Annotated in this window: 10 protein-coding genes; 8 read left to right on the forward strand and 2 right to left on the reverse strand. The window is 71.0% G+C overall.

Annotated elements, in window-relative coordinates; genetic code table 11:
* The 4 genes from ACIOC0_RS29130 to ACIOC0_RS29145 form a co-directional block, all read left to right on the forward strand.
* On the forward strand, positions 1-332 hold a 332-nt coding region (locus ACIOC0_RS29130), incomplete at its 5' end, for an alpha-glucosidase C-terminal domain-containing protein (protein ID WP_352251307.1).
* 28 nt (positions 333-360) lie between these two features.
* Positions 361-1,722 carry a maltokinase gene (locus ACIOC0_RS29135; RefSeq protein ID WP_402158733.1) on the forward strand — a complete coding sequence of 454 codons (1,362 nt, stop codon included), beginning with the start codon at positions 361-363 and terminating at the stop codon, positions 1,720-1,722.
* A 3-nt stretch (positions 1,723-1,725) separates the two neighbouring features.
* The gene (gene glgB / locus ACIOC0_RS29140) at positions 1,726-3,942 is read left to right on the forward strand and encodes a 1,4-alpha-glucan branching protein GlgB (RefSeq protein ID WP_402158734.1); all 2,217 of its coding nucleotides are present in this window, start codon (positions 1,726-1,728) and stop codon (positions 3,940-3,942) included.
* Between the two features lie 55 nt (positions 3,943-3,997).
* Positions 3,998-5,098 carry a glutamate--cysteine ligase gene (locus tag ACIOC0_RS29145; protein ID WP_402158735.1) on the forward strand — a complete coding sequence of 367 codons (1,101 nt, stop codon included), beginning with the start codon at positions 3,998-4,000 and terminating at the stop codon, positions 5,096-5,098.
* Positions 5,099-5,198: 100 nt separating this feature from the next.
* Here the strand turns inward: ACIOC0_RS29145 and ACIOC0_RS29150 are convergent, their stop codons facing one another.
* Complete coding sequence (locus ACIOC0_RS29150) at positions 5,199-5,432, reverse strand: DUF6480 family protein (RefSeq protein WP_352251315.1); 234 nt, start codon at positions 5,430-5,432, stop codon at positions 5,199-5,201.
* Positions 5,433-5,581: 149 nt separating this feature from the next.
* Between ACIOC0_RS29150 and ACIOC0_RS29155 the strand changes: the two genes are divergently transcribed.
* Positions 5,582-7,489, forward strand: coding sequence for an AMP-dependent synthetase/ligase (locus ACIOC0_RS29155; protein WP_402158736.1), 1,908 nt, complete (start codon positions 5,582-5,584; stop codon positions 7,487-7,489).
* Positions 7,490-7,652: 163 nt separating this feature from the next.
* Complete coding sequence (locus tag ACIOC0_RS29160; RefSeq protein WP_402158737.1) at positions 7,653-8,087, forward strand: ATP-binding protein; 435 nt, start codon at positions 7,653-7,655, stop codon at positions 8,085-8,087.
* A 130-nt stretch (positions 8,088-8,217) separates the two neighbouring features.
* Here the strand turns inward: ACIOC0_RS29160 and ACIOC0_RS29165 are convergent, their stop codons facing one another.
* Positions 8,218-8,583 carry a PRC-barrel domain containing protein gene (locus ACIOC0_RS29165; protein ID WP_402158738.1) on the reverse strand — a complete coding sequence of 122 codons (366 nt, stop codon included), beginning with the start codon at positions 8,581-8,583 and terminating at the stop codon, positions 8,218-8,220.
* Positions 8,584-8,773: 190 nt separating this feature from the next.
* Between ACIOC0_RS29165 and ACIOC0_RS29170 the strand changes: the two genes are divergently transcribed.
* Entirely contained in the window at positions 8,774-9,655 is an 882-nt protein-coding gene (locus ACIOC0_RS29170) for an RNA polymerase sigma factor SigF (RefSeq protein WP_402158739.1), read from the forward strand.
* Positions 9,656-9,952: 297 nt separating this feature from the next.
* A complete protein-coding gene (locus ACIOC0_RS29175) occupies positions 9,953-14,227 on the forward strand; it encodes a HAMP domain-containing protein (RefSeq protein WP_402158740.1) in 4,275 nt (1,424 codons plus the stop codon).
* The last annotated feature ends 4 nt before the right edge of the window (positions 14,228-14,231 follow it).

Genomic DNA, 14,231 nt, shown 5'->3' on the forward strand with positions numbered 1-14,231 from the left:
TGATCGAGATCCGCAAACAGAACCCCGCCTTCGGACTCGGCTCCTACACCGAGCTGCCCTCCTCCAACCCGGCCGTCCTCGCCTTCCTCCGGGAGGCCTCCTCGGAGGACGGGGGGGACGACCTGGTGCTCTGCGTCCACAACTTCTCGCGCTTCGCCCAGCCCACCGAGCTGGACCTGCGCCGCTTCAAGGGCCGCCACCCCGTCGAGCTGTTCGGCGGCGTCCGCTTCCCCGCCGTCGGCGAGCTGCCCTACCTGCTCACCCTCGCCGGCCACGGCTTCTACTGGTTCCGGCTCGCCCGAGCCGCCTCCCGCGTCGGCCGGCGTCGGTGAGCGTGCGTCGAGGAAAGGACGCGTCACCATGCAGAAGACCGCATCTCTGAGCCCGGGCAGTGCCACCGGCGTCCGCTCCACGGGGACGCTCAGCGCTCTGCTGCGCGAGTGGCTGCCGCGGCAGCGCTGGTTCGCGGGCAAGGACCGGCCGCTCCACGACCTGCGTCTGCTGTCCATGACGGAGCTGTATCCGGGATGTCTGCATCTGCTGGTGCAGACCGGCCAGTCGGGTGTGCCCTCGCCCGGCGGCACTCCCCCGCCCGGGGACTGCTACCAACTGCTCCTCGGCATCCAGCGGCACCAGTCCCCGCGGCTGGGGCGGGCCCTGATCGGCAGGGTGGAGGAGGGGGCGCTGGCGGGCCTCACGGTGCACGACGCGTTGCAGGACCCCCGGTCGGCGCAGCTGCTGCTGGAGCGTATGCGGCACCCCGGATCCCTCGGGCCGCTGTGCTTCGAGTCCGACCCGTCGAAGCCGGTGCCGGCGGGGCTCGCGCCGCGGCTGATGGAGGCGGAGCAGTCGAACACGTCCGTGGTGTACGGCGACGCCTTCATCCTGAAGGTGTTCCGGCGCGTCCAGCCCGGGGTGAACCCCGACCTGGAGGTGCCGGTCGCGCTGACCGGGCAGGGGTGCGGCCGGGTCCCGGCGCCGGTGGCGTGGTTCCGGACGACGCATCCTCTGGAGGCGACGCTCGGCGTGCTCCAGCCGTTCCTGCCCGACGCGTCGGACGGCTGGACGCTGGCGCTGGACGCCCTCGCCCACGGCGACGACTTCACCGCCGCGGCGGAGGCGCTGGGCCGCGCCACGGCGGAGGTGCACACCTCCCTCGCGGCGGCGTTCCCGGGCGGTCCGCACGCCGACAACGCGCGGACGGCGGCGGGGATGACCGAGCGCCTGGAGGCCGCGGCGCACCATGTGGCGGCGCTGCGCCCGTACGTCCCCGGTCTGACCACCGCGTTCGAGGCGCTCGCCGTGTGCGATCCGGGCCCGCCCGCCCAGCGCATCCACGGCGACCTGCACCTCGGGCAGGTGCTGCGCGCCGGACGGGACTGGTTCGTCATCGACTTCGAGGGCGAGCCGTCCCGTCCGCTGGCCGAGCGGTGCAGCCCGCACTCCCCGGTGCGGGACATCGCCGGCATGCTGCGGTCCTTCGACTACGCCGCCCGGCAGCGCCGGCCCTGGCGGCCGGAGTGGGCGCGCGGCTGCCGGGAGGCGTTCTGCGCCGGTTACGCGGCGCGGGCCGGCTGGGACCCCCGCAAGAAGCACGCGCTGCTGCGTGCCTACGAGACCGACCGGGCCGTGTACGAGGTGCTGTACGAGGCGCGGCACCGTCCGGACTGGCTACCCGTACCCATGGCGGCGATCGAACGACTCGCCGTCCGAGGAGGCTGACCCATGGCTCTGCGCGACACTTCTCTGCCCGAGTCGGCCGGCCCCCGCCCGGGTGCGGCCCCCGCGCTGGACGCGGCCGACCGCGGCCGTCTGCTGGCGGGGGCGCACCACGACCCGCACTCCCTGCTCGGCGCGCATCCGGTGCCGGGCGGGATCGCCTTCCGGGCGCTGAGGCCGTACGCCCGGTCGGTGGCCGTGGTGGTGGACGGCGTGCGCACGCCGCTGGTGTCGGAGGGGGACGGTCTCTTCTCGGCGCTGCTGCCGCTCGACGCGATCCCCGCGTACACGCTGGCGGTGTCGTACGAGCAGGACGGGGCGGACGAGGCCGAGGTGCACGATCCGTACCGTTTCCTGCCCGCGCTGGGCGAACTCGATCTGCATCTCGTCCGGGAGGGCCGTCACGAGCAGTTGTGGAAGGCGCTGGGCGCGGAGCCGATGGTCCATGAGGGGGTGGCGGGGACCCGGTTCACGGTGTGGGCGCCGAACGCCCAGGGCGTGCGCCTGGCCGCCGACTTCACGTTCTGGGACGGGACGGCGTTCCCGATGCGCTCGCTCGGCGCGTCCGGGGTGTGGGAGCTGTTCCTGCCCGGGGTGGGCGAGGGCGTGAAGTACAAGTTCGAGATCACCTCCCGCCACGGTCACCGTTTCCTGAAGGCCGACCCGATGGCGCGGTGCGCGGAGGTCCCGCCGGACACGGCGTCGATCGTGCACGCCTCGCACTACGAGTGGGGCGACGAGGAGTGGATGGCGCACCGGGGCGACGTCCCCGTGCACGAGGCGCCGTTCTCGGTGTACGAGGTGCACCTGCCTTCATGGCGGCCGGGCTCGGACTACCGCAAGCTGGCCGAGGAGCTCCCGGCGTATGTGAACGAACTCGGCTTCACACATGTGGAGTTCATGCCGGTCGCGCAGCACCCGTTCTCGGGTTCCTGGGGCTACCAGGTCACCGGGTTCTACGCGCCGGCCGCCCGGCTCGGTTCGCCGGACGATCTCAAATACCTGGTGGACAGTCTGCACCGGGCGGGCATCGGCGTGATCATGGACTGGGTGCCGGCCCATTTCCCCAAGGACGACTGGGCGCTGGCGCGCTTCGACGGGGATCCGCTGTACGAGCCCGGGGACTCGCGGCGGGCCGAGCACCCCGACTGGGGCACGTTCGAGTTCGACTTCGGGCGTACCGAGGTGCGCAACTTCCTGGTGGCCAACGCCACTTACTGGTGCGAGGAGTTCCATATCGACGGGCTGCGGGTGGACGCCGTCGCCTCGATGCTGTACCTCGACTACTCGCGGGACTCCGGGCAGTGGACGCCGAACGTGTACGGCGGGCGGGAGGACCTGGACGCGATGGCGTTCCTGCAGGAGATGAACGCCACGGTGTACCGGCGCAACCCGGGGGTGGTGACGATCGCCGAGGAGTCGACGGCCTGGGGCGGGGTGACCCGGCCGACGGACAGCGGCGGTCTGGGCTTCGGGCTGAAGTGGAACATGGGGTGGATGCACGACTCGCTGGAGTACATCGCCAAGGAGCCGGTGCACCGCAAGTACCACCACCACGAGATGACGTTCTCGATGATCTACGCCTACAGCGAGAACTACGTCCTGCCCATCTCGCACGACGAGGTGGTCCACGGCAAGCAGGCGCTGGTGTCGAAGATGCCGGGCGACTGGTGGCAGCGGCGGGCGAACCACCGCGCCTACCTGGGCTTCATGTGGGCCCATCCGGGGAAGCAACTGCTGTTCATGGGACAGGAGTTCGCGCAGGGCGCGGAGTGGTCCGAGGAGCACGGGCCGGAGTGGTGGCTGTTGGACCCCGGGTACGCCTCCGCGGGTGACCACCGGGGCGTGCAGCACCTCGTGCGCGATCTGAACACGCTCTACCGCGCGACGCCGGCCCTGTGGCAGCGCGACACCGAACCGGCGGGCTTCCGCTGGGTGTTGTGCGACGCCGCCGACGACAACGTCTTCGCCTTCCTGCGCCACGCCGCTGACGGCACGCCGCTGCTGTCGGTGAGCAACTTCTCGCCGGTGGTCCGCGACGACTACCGGCTCGGCGTGCCCGACGGGGTGTGGCGGGAGGTGCTCAACACCGACGCGGCGTGCTACGGAGGCGGTGACGTCCGTGTCGCCGGCCCGAAGGGGGACGTGCGGGCGCGGAACGGGGAGATCCGGCTGACGCTGCCGCCGCTCGCCACCGTGTGGCTGGCGCCGACGGGCGTGTGAAGGAGGCCCTGCGGGGCATTCGGGTGCGTACCCCCTGCAGAGAGGCTGTGAAGACGTGCGCACCGTCGGAGTGGAGGAGGAACTCCTCCTGGTCGACCCGGAGACCGGTGAACCGCGAGCCATGTCGGCCGCGGTTCTCGCCCGCGCCGAGCGGGACGAAGCCGAGGAAGGCGTCTTCGAGAAGGAACTGCACGATCAGATGCTGGAGTTCGCCACCCACCCGCAGTCGGGCATGGCGGAACTCAGCGAGGAGATCGTGCGCATCCGTGCGGAGGCGGCCCGGCACGCCGGGGAGATCGGCTGCGCCGTGGCGGCACTGGCGAGCTCGCCGCTGCCGGTGCTGCCCTCGGTCGGCATGAACCGCCGCTACCAGTGGATGACGGAGCACTACGGCATCGCCACGCGTGAGCAACTGGTGTGCGGATGCCACGTCCATGTGTCGGTGGACTCCGACGACGAGGGCGTCGCCGTCGTCGACCGCATCCGGCCGTGGCTGTCGGTGCTGCTGGCGCTGAGCGCCAACTCGCCCTTCTGGCAGGGGAACGAGTCGGGGTACAGCAGTTACCGCAGCCGGGTGTGGGAGCGCTGGCCCTCGGCCGGGCCGACGGAGCTGTTCGGTTCGGCGGAGCGCTACCACCGGCGGGTGGCGGACATGGTCGCCACGGGCACGATCCTCGACGACGGGATGATCTACTTCGACGCCCGGCTGTCGGCGCGCTATCCGACGGTGGAGATCCGGGTGGCGGATGTGTGTCTGCACGCTGGGACCGCGGTTCTGCTCGCCACCCTCGCCCGGGGTCTCGTGGAGACGGCGGCCCGTTCCTGGAAGGCCGGGGAGGAGCCCGTCGACCACAGTGTGAGCCTGCTGCGGCTGGCCGGCTGGCAGGCTTCGCGTTCCGGGCTCACCGGTGAGCTGCTGCATCCGGCGACCATGCGGCGGGCGCCCGCCGAGACGGTGGTGAACGCCCTGCTGGACCACGTCTCGGACGCGTTGGCCGACAGCGGGGACCTGGAGCGGGCCCGCGAGGGCTGTGCGGCGCTGCTGCGCGACGGCAACGGCGCTCGGGTCCAGCGCGAGGTGTGGGAGCGCACGGGTAGCCTGCGCGAGGTCGTCACGGCCTGCGTCCGCCACACCCAGGTCGGCGGGGCACGCTAGGACGTGTTTCGAAAGTCCCTCCCCCACTGCCTTGAGCGGGAGGTACTCCCAGGCTCGCGGCGTCTGGCGCGGCGCCTCGCCGCGTTGCCGGGAGCGGCGTTCAGAGGATCAGGGCCAGGGCGTAGGCCAGGAAGAAGGCCGCGACCAGTACGGTCAGGACGATGATCAGGGTGAGCGGGGCCTTGGCCCAGCCCTTGGTCGGGTTGTGCGTCTCGCGTGGGCCGGCCTCGGGCAGGCTGCTCTCCGCGGGCGGCGTCTCGCCGGGCGGAACGCCGCCTCCCGGTTCGAGACCGGTGCTGCGTTCGGGTTCGGGGTCGGGACTGATGTGGGTCATGTCCCCCGAGTCCCCCGACCTTCGAGATCATCAACGCGGATTACTAATCCGTTCGCGGCCACAAACGGTCCCGCCTGGGCTACATTCGACCACCGTCGATGACTGTCCTCATCGGCTGAGTCACACCCCGTACATGTCAGGAGCAGCGCATGCGCAACGTGGCCCTCGCTCCCCCAGCCGCCCCGCCCCTGACCGGAGGGCTCGCCGACAGCGTCTTCGAGACGGCGGCCCGCACCCCCGCGCTTCCCGTGCTCGCCCGTCGCTCCGCCTCCATGGGAGAAGGGGGGTGGGTGGAGGTGACGGCCCTCGAGCTGCGGGACCAGGTGGTCGACCTCGCCAAGGGGCTGGTCGCCTCCGGGATCTCGCCGGGCCACCGCGTGGCGATCATGGCGCGCACCCGTTACGAGTGGTCGGTGCTGTGCCACGCCCTGTGGGCGCTGGGCGCCGAGGTGGTCCCCATCTATCCGACGTCCTCCCGCGACCAGGTGGAGTACATCCTGCGGGACGCGGGCTGCGTCGGTGTGGTCGTCGAGGACGAGCAGAGCGTGATGACGGTGGGCTCGGTGTGCGCGAGCCTGCCCGCCCTGCGCCATGTCTGGCAGTTGGACACCGGGGCCATGGACGAACTCGCGCACCTGGGCCGGACGGTGTCGATCACCTCGGTGGACTCGCTGCGCCGGATCGTGCTGCCGGACTCCACCGCGGTGGTCGCCTACACCTCCGGCACCTCGGGCCGCCCGCTGGGCTGCGCCCTGAGCCACCGCAGTCTGGCCGCGCCCTGCGACACACTGCTGGCCGGCTGGGGGCGGACGGCGGCGCCGGCCGGGAAGCAGGCTTCCGTGCTCGCCTTCCTTCCCTTCTCCCATGTGTACGGGTTGATGATCCAGGGGCTGTGTCTGCGCGGCGGCATCCTCATGGGTCACGAGCCCGACCTGAGCGCCACCGCGCTCGCCGAGGCGCTGCGCACCTTCCGGCCGACGTATCTGTACGCCGTCCCCTCCGTGTTCGAGAAGATCTACAAGAACTTCCTGCGCACCGCCCAGCAGGCGGGCCGGGGCGCGGTGTTCGAGCGGGCCGCGGAGACGGCCCGGGACTTCGCGGCCGCCGTCGAACGGCAGCGGCTCGGCCGGGGTTCGGGGCCGGGCTTCGACCTGCGGCTCCAGCACGCCGTGTTCGAGCGCACGGTGTACCGCAGACTGCGTGCCGCCCTCGGCGGGCGCGTGCACCGCGCCACGTCGGGCGGCTCGCCGCTCCACCGCGACCTGTCCCTGTTCTACGAGGGCATCGGCATCTACGTGCACGACGGGTACGGGCTGACCGAGACCGCCGGCGGGATCACCATGCAGCCGCTCGGCCGGGAGAAGACGGGCACCGTGGGACAGGCCCTGCCGGGCACCGAGATCCGCGTCGCGGACGACGGGGAGATCCTGGTGCACGGCCCGTCCGTGTTCCAGGGCTACATCAACGACGAGGGCGCGACCCGGGCCGCGCTGCGGGACGGCTGGCTGGCCACCGGCGACCTCGGAACGCTGGACGACGAGGGGTACCTCAGCATCACCGGCCGCAAGAAGGACGTCATCATCACCAGCAGCGGCAAGAGCGTGGCGCCGGCCGCGCTGGAGCAGCGGCTGCGGATGCATCCCCTGGTGCACCAGGCGGTGGTCGTGGGCGACAACCGGCCCTGCGTGGGCGCGTTGATCACGCTGGACCCCGACTTCCTGGCGCACTGGCGCGGCGGGCTGGCGCTGCACAGCGACGCCTTCAGCCGGGAGGACCGGGAGGAGAACGCCCTGCGGGACGAGATCGGCCGGGCGGTGGCCGCGGCCAACAGCGCGGTGTCCCGCTCCGAGTCCATCCGCTGCTTCCGGATCCTCCCCCAGCCGTTCGACCAGTCCAACGGTCTGCTCACCCCGTCGATGAAGCTGCGCCGGGACTCGATCGTGCGGCACTACGCGGCCGAGATCGAGGCGATGTACCAGGCGCGCGCCCGGCCGCCCCGGCAGAGCCCGGTGGAAGAGGTGCTCAGCTGGGACGACGCCGACGACGTGTTCCGCTGACGGACGCACCCGGCGTGGCTGCGCGGTGGCCCGGCGTAACTCACATGCCGCCGTGGGGAGCCGGACGCGTAGCCTGCGCCACCTCGGGAACCCTGTTGAGTGCGACGAGCAAGCTGCGGAAGAAAGGACGACGGCCCCGGCCACAGCGGGCCGCAACTACGACATGGCAACCGAGCCCCGTGGTAACGACTCCCTGACCTCCTGGGCGATCCCGGGCCGCACCGCCCGCTTCACGGGCGAACCGCACGACGTGACGGGCGCGCGACTGGCAGCCGAGGAGTTCCTCCGTGATCTGTCACGGGTGTCCCGACCCTCGGCACCCGAGTACTGGCACGACATCGTGCTGATCGTCACGGAGCTGTCCTCGAACGCGGTCCAGTACGCGCCGGGCCCCTTCGAGCTGCGTCTGCGTCCCACGTTCGACGGCGTGCATGTCACGCTGCACGACACGAACCCCACTCCGCCGGCGCCCCGGCCGTTCCACCCCGACAGCGGGGGCGGCGGCATCGGCTGGCACCTGATCCACACCCTGTGCAGCCAGGTCAGTGTGGTCGCGGACGACAGGGGCAAGGACGTGCACGTCTTCCTGCCGTGGTGATTCCCGCCGTGCCGAAGGACCCGGGTGAGGACTCGGCTGAGGATCGGGTGAGCGGCGCGCGGGCGGCTCCCTGACGACATGCCCGTGACGGCATGCGAGCATCCGGGGCCGCCCACGCGGCCGTTGGCGGTCAGCCCGTGGTCGTCCCGTGCGGGGCCAGCCGGTGGTAGTACTCGGCCACGGCCGCCAGATACGCGGGGTCCATGGTCTCGCTGTCCGTCGTGAACCGGGGGGCCTCCTTGACCTGGTCTCCGGTGCAGGACAGCACGATGGAGCGGGCCTGCGTGTCGACGGACTGCACGACCCCCACCGGGACCACGGCGCTGCGCCCGAAGAGCCAGACACCCGTGTCGACGACCAGGTGCCACATGCCGTGGTGGCCGTCCTCCCGTTCGACGTGGCCTATGGAGCGGTCGGCCGCCACCACGTCATACCCCGTCAGGTCCTCTCCCGCCGCATGCCCGCTGCCTGCCGGGTAGGACCAGATTCCGTCCATGGTCACGCTGCTCCCTTCTCGATTCCACACCCCGGATACCCGCGCCCCGCGCGGGCATTCGGCGGATTCGGCCGACGCCGGCGGCGGGTGCGTCCACAGCGGTGTGGGGTGGGGAAGGAAGGGCACACGGAGTGCGTCCTTGATCAAGTCCGACGGTCCACGGCGGGCATTCACGAACGGAGTGAGCGGCATGAATGCCGTGACGGCACAGGCGAGAGAGACCACGGCGGAGCCGGAGGCCGCGGACGGCCTCCCTGAGGGGGTCCCGGTCGTCGAATCGCCCACCCAGGTCAGCCCGAGAGACGCGCGACAGCTCTCGCGACGGTTCTTCGACCGGCTGGCCGTGCTGGAGGAGGGCACGCGCGAGCACCAGTACGTGCGCAACACGTTGATCGAGATGAACCTGTCGCTGGTGCGGTACGCGGCCTCCCGGTTCCGCGGCCGGGGCGACTCGATGGAGGACATCGTCCAGGTCGGGACGATCGGCCTGATCAAGGCGATCGACCGGTTCGAGCTGTCCCGCGAGGTCGAGTTCACCTCGTTCGCCGTGCCCTACATCGTCGGGGAGATCAAGCGCTTCTTCCGCGACACCAGCTGGGCGGTCCATGTGCCGCGCCGGCTCCAGGAGGCGCGGGTCGAACTGGCCCGGGCGACGGACGAGTTGCAGACCAGGCTGGGCCGGATGCCCACCACGCGCGAGCTGTCGCAGCTGATGTCGCTGTCCGAAGAGGAGGTCATCGAGGCCCGCAAGGCCGCCAACTGCTACACCTCCGCCTCGCTCGACGCCGCCCTCGTCGCCGACAGCGGCACGGACGGCGAGTCGGTGCTGGCCGACTTCATCGGCGTGGAGGAGCCGGCACTGGCGCTGGTGGAGGACTTCCACTCGCTGGCGCCCCTGATCGCCGAACTCGGCCCGCGGGAGCGGCAGATCCTGCATCTGCGCTTCGTCGAGGAGCGCACGCAGGCCGAGATCGGTCAGGAACTGGGCATCTCGCAGATGCACGTCTCACGGCTCATCAGCCGACTGGTGAGCCGGCTGCGCACGGGGCTGCTGGGCTCCGAACTCGCCTGACTCCCGCGACCTCTCCACCGGGACGGGGGCCGGTACGGGCCCGCGAACCGAACCCTTCCCGGTACCCCCTATCGGGCCGTGCATGCCTGATGGGCGCCCGGTGGAAATCCTGTGTGGGCAAATCACGCGACGCTTTGTTCCGCCCCCGGCTCGTGGGTTAGCCTTCGGCGTATTTCTCTCGTCAGCGCACATCCGTGAACTGCGGAAATACACGCACGACGTGCGGTGCCGTCCACCCGGGCGGCCCGCGTTCCGAGCCCCCGCCGGGGGCTCCTGGGGAGCGGAACGAGGGGACGCATGACCAGCAACGCGACCGAGGTCGTCGACACGGTCCCCGGCGAGGAGCTCAGGCGGCTCCTCGCCGGGCTCACCGCCGTACGCGACGGCGACTTCGGCACCCGGCTGCCCGCCGACGGCGACGGGCTGATGGGCGACATCGCCACCGTGTTCAACGGCATGGTCGACCAGCTGTCCGTGTTCACCTCCGAGGTCACCCGGGTGGCGCGGGAGGTCGGCACCGAGGGCACCCTCGGCGGTCAGGCCGAGGTGCCGGGGGTCTCCGGGACGTGGGCGGACCTGACGGACTCCGTCAACGCGATGGCGGGCAACCTGACCACGCAGGTCCGTGACATCGCCCAGGTGGCGACGGCGGTGGCCAAGGGCGACCTGTCGCAGAAGATCGACGTGCCGGCGCGCGGTGAGATCCTCCAGCTGAAGGAGACCGTCAACACGATGGTCGACCAGCTGTCCGCCTTCGCCGACGAGGTCACCCGCGTCGCCCGCGAGGTCGGCACCGAAGGACGCCTCGGCGGTCAGGCCCAGGTGCCGAGCGTCGCCGGCGTCTGGCGGGACCTCACGGATTCGGTCAACTTCATGGCCGGAAACCTCACCAACCAGGTCCGCAACATCGCCCAGGTGACGACGGCTGTCGCCCAGGGCGACCTCTCCCAGAAGATCACCGTCGACGCCCGCGGCGAGATCCTGGAGCTGAAGAACACCATCAACACGATGGTCGACCAGCTGTCCGCCTTCGCCGACGAGGTCACCCGCGTCGCCCGCGAGGTCGGCACCGAAGGACGCCTCGGCGGACAGGCCGACGTCAAGGGTGTCAAAGGCACCTGGCGGGACCTCACCGACTCGGTGAACTTCATGGCGGGCAACCTCACGTCACAGGTCCGCAAGATCGCCCAGGTGGCCACCGCGGTGGCTCAGGGCGATCTCTCCCAGAAGATCGACGTCGACGCCCGCGGCGAGATCCTGGAGCTGAAGAACACTCTCAACACGATGGTCGACCAGCTCTCCGCCTTCGCCGACGAGGTCACCCGCGTCGCCCGCGAGGTCGGCACCGCCGGAAACCTCGGCGGTCAGGCCCAGGTCCGGGGCGTCTCGGGCACCTGGAAGGACCTCACCGACAACGTCAACGTGATGGCGTCGAACCTGACGGGCCAGGTGCGCTCCATCGCCCAGGTGGCCACCGCCGTGGCCAGGGGCGACCTGTCGCAGAAGATCACCGTCGAGGCCAAGGGCGAGGTGGCCGCGCTCGCCGACGTCATCAACACCATGGTGGACACCCTGTCGGCGTTCGCCGACGAGGTCACCCGCGTGGCCCGCGAGGTCGGCACCGAGGGCCGCCTCGGCGGACAGGCGCACGTGCCGAACGTGGCCGGCACCTGGAAGGACCTCACCGACAACGTCAACTCCATGGCCAACAACCTCACCGGCCAGGTCCGCAACATCGCCCTGGTGACGACGGCGGTGGCCAAGGGCGACCTGTCGAAGAAGATCGACGTCGACGCCCGCGGCGAGATCCTGGAGCTGAAGACGACCATCAACACGATGGTCGACCAGCTGTCCGCGTTCGCCGACGAGGTCACCCGCGTCGCCCGCGAGGTCGGCACCGAGGGCCGCCTCGGCGGACAGGCCGAGGTGGAGGGTGTCTCGGGCACCTGGAAGCGGCTCACGGAGAACGTCAACGAGCTGGCCGGGAACCTGACCCGGCAGGTCCGCGCGATCGCCGAGGTGACGAGCGCGGTCGCAGAGGGCGACCTGACCCGCTCGATCACCGTGGAGGCCTCCGGCGAGGTCGCCGAGCTGAAGGACAACATCAACTCGATGGTGGGGTCCCTGCGCGAGACGACGCTCGCCAACCAGGAGCAGGACTGGCTCAAGACGAACCTGGCGCGGATCTCCGGCCTGATGCAGGGCCACCGGGACCTGCCCGTGGTCGCCGAGCTGATCATGGACGAGCTGGTGCCGCTGGTCGCCGCCCAGTACGGCGCGTTCTACCTCGCCGAGGAGGGCAGAAAGGGCCCGGAGCTGCGGCTCGTGGGCGCCTACGGCTACCCCGACGACGACTCCCGTCCGACCCGCATCCCGTTCGGCCGCTCCTTGGTCGGCCAGGCCGCCCGCAGCCGCCGTACGATCACGGTCGACGAGTTGCCCGCCGGGTACGTCGCCATCTCCTCCGGGCTCGGACAGGTCGAGCCCAGCGCGCTGGTGCTGCTTCCGATCCTGTTCGAGGGCCAGGTGCTCGGCGTGATCGAGCTGGCCTCGGTCACCGCGTTCAAGGAGATCCACCGGGACTTCCTGGAGCAGCTCAGGGAGACCATCGGCGTCAACGTCAACACCATCGTGGCGAACGCCCGCACCGACGAGCTGCTCGACGAGTCGCAGCGCCTGACGGCCGAACTCCAGGCCCGCTCGGCCGAGTTGCAGTCGCAGCAGGAGGAACTGCAGCGCTCCAACGCCGAACTGGAGGAGAAGGCCTCGCTGCTGGTGGCGCAGAACCGCGACATCGAGGCGAAGAACCTCCAGATCGAGCAGGCCCGGCAGGAACTGGAGGCGCGGGCGCAGCAGTTGTCGCTGGCGTCGAAGTACAAGTCGGAGTTCCTGGCGAACATGAGCCATGAGCTGCGCACCCCGCTCAACAGCCTGCTGATCCTCGCCCAGTTGCTGGCCCAGAACCCCTCGCGCAACCTCACCCCCAAGCAGGTGGAGTACGCGGGGATCATCCACTCGGCCGGCTCGGACCTGCTCCAGCTGATCAACGACATCCTGGACCTGTCCAAGGTCGAGGCCGGCAAGATGGACGTCTCGCCGGAGCGGGTGCCGCTGCGTCAGCTGCTGGAGTACGTCGAGGCGACGTTCCGTCCGATGACGACGCAGAAGAGCCTGGACTTCACCATCAGCACCGCGGCCGGCGCTCCGGCGGACCTGCTGACGGACGACTCGCGGCTGCGTCAGGTGCTGCGCAACCTGCTGTCCAACGCGGTGAAGTTCACCGAGCAGGGCAGTGTGGAGCTGCGCATCGAGCCGGTGGCGCCGGAGGAGGTGCCCCAGGGGGTGGTCCGGGGCGGCACGGTGGTCGCGTTCCGGGTCAAGGACACCGGCATCGGCATCCCGGAACAGCAGTTGGAGACCATCTTCGGGGCCTTCCAGCAGGCCGACGGCACCACCAGCCGCAAGTACGGCGGCACGGGTCTCGGGCTGTCCATCACCCGGGAGATCGCCCATCTGCTCGGTGGTGCGGTGACCGTGGACAGCACGCCCGGCAAGGGCAGCACGTTCACGCTGTACCTGCCGGTCGCCCGGGTCGACTTCGAGGAACTGCTCGCCGGCGGACGGCCGGTGGAGCGCGGTTCCGAGGAGCGGCCGGTGCCGCTGATGGCGTCCGCCCCGGGGCTGCCGCTGTCGCCGGGCGGGGCCGGCCGTCGTCCGCGCCGGCTGCTCGTGGTGGAGGAGCGGCCGCGAGGGCTGCTGACCCTCGTCGCGGAGAGCGTCGTGGCGGACATGGCGCGCAGCCGGGAGGACGGCACCCCGCCGCCGCCCGTGGACGTGGTGACCGCCGTGGGGGCGCAGGAGGCGGCGGGCGCGCTGGCCTCCGAGCCGTGCCACTGCGTGGTGCTGGAGCTGGGCATGCCGGACGCGGAGGCCTCCCGCTTCCTGGAGGCGCTCCAGGCCGACTCGGCGCTGACGGGCGTGCCGGTGCTCGTGCACAGCGGGCACCGGGCCGACCTGGCGCAGGAGGAGACGCTGCAGTCCCGTTCGGCGGGCCGGCCGCTGGAGTTCCTGTCCAGCCTGGACGAGCTGCGTGAGCGCATCACCCTGCACCTGTCGGCCGAGCAGCCCGGGGACGTGCTGGCGCTGGTCCGCTCGGACGAGCCGCAGCCGGTGGGTCCGCCGCCGGTCGACGACGCCGTCGTGGGCCGTACGGTCCTCGTCGTGGACGACGACGCGCGCAACCTGTTCGCGCTGAGCGGCATCCTGGAGCTGCACGGCATGCGGGTGCTGCACGCGGAGAACGGGCGCGAGGGCATCGAGACGCTGCGCAACAACCCGGACGTCGCGCTCGTGCTGATGGACGTGATGATGCCGGAGATGGACGGATACACCGCCACCGCGGAGATCCGCACCATGCCGCAGTACGCCGAGCTGCCCATCGTCGCGGTGACCGCGAAGGCGATGCCCGGGGACCGGGAGAAGAGCCTCGCCTCGGGCGCCAGCGACTACGTCACCAAGCCCGTCGACACCCATGATCTGATGTCCTGCGTACGCCGCTGGCTGACCGTCTGAGAGC

The organism is Streptomyces sp. NPDC088254 (genome assembly GCF_044740925.1).
Classification (GTDB): Bacteria; Actinomycetota; Actinomycetes; order Streptomycetales; family Streptomycetaceae; genus Streptomyces.

Coding starts and splice junctions, on each gene's coding strand:
- ACIOC0_RS29135 (WP_402158733.1), top strand. CDS start 361: ATGCAGAAGACCGCATCTCTGAGCCCGGGCAGTGCCACCGGCGTCCGC.
- glgB (WP_402158734.1), top strand. CDS start 1,726: ATGGCTCTGCGCGACACTTCTCTGCCCGAGTCGGCCGGCCCCCGCCCG.
- ACIOC0_RS29150 (WP_352251315.1), bottom strand. CDS start 5,432: ATGACCCACATCAGTCCCGACCCCGAACCCGAACGCAGCACCGGTCTC.
- ACIOC0_RS29155 (WP_402158736.1), top strand. CDS start 5,582: ATGCGCAACGTGGCCCTCGCTCCCCCAGCCGCCCCGCCCCTGACCGGA.
- ACIOC0_RS29160 (WP_402158737.1), top strand. CDS start 7,653: ATGGCAACCGAGCCCCGTGGTAACGACTCCCTGACCTCCTGGGCGATC.
- ACIOC0_RS29165 (WP_402158738.1), bottom strand. CDS start 8,583: ATGGACGGAATCTGGTCCTACCCGGCAGGCAGCGGGCATGCGGCGGGA.
- ACIOC0_RS29170 (WP_402158739.1), top strand. CDS start 8,774: ATGAATGCCGTGACGGCACAGGCGAGAGAGACCACGGCGGAGCCGGAG.
- ACIOC0_RS29175 (WP_402158740.1), top strand. CDS start 9,953: ATGACCAGCAACGCGACCGAGGTCGTCGACACGGTCCCCGGCGAGGAG.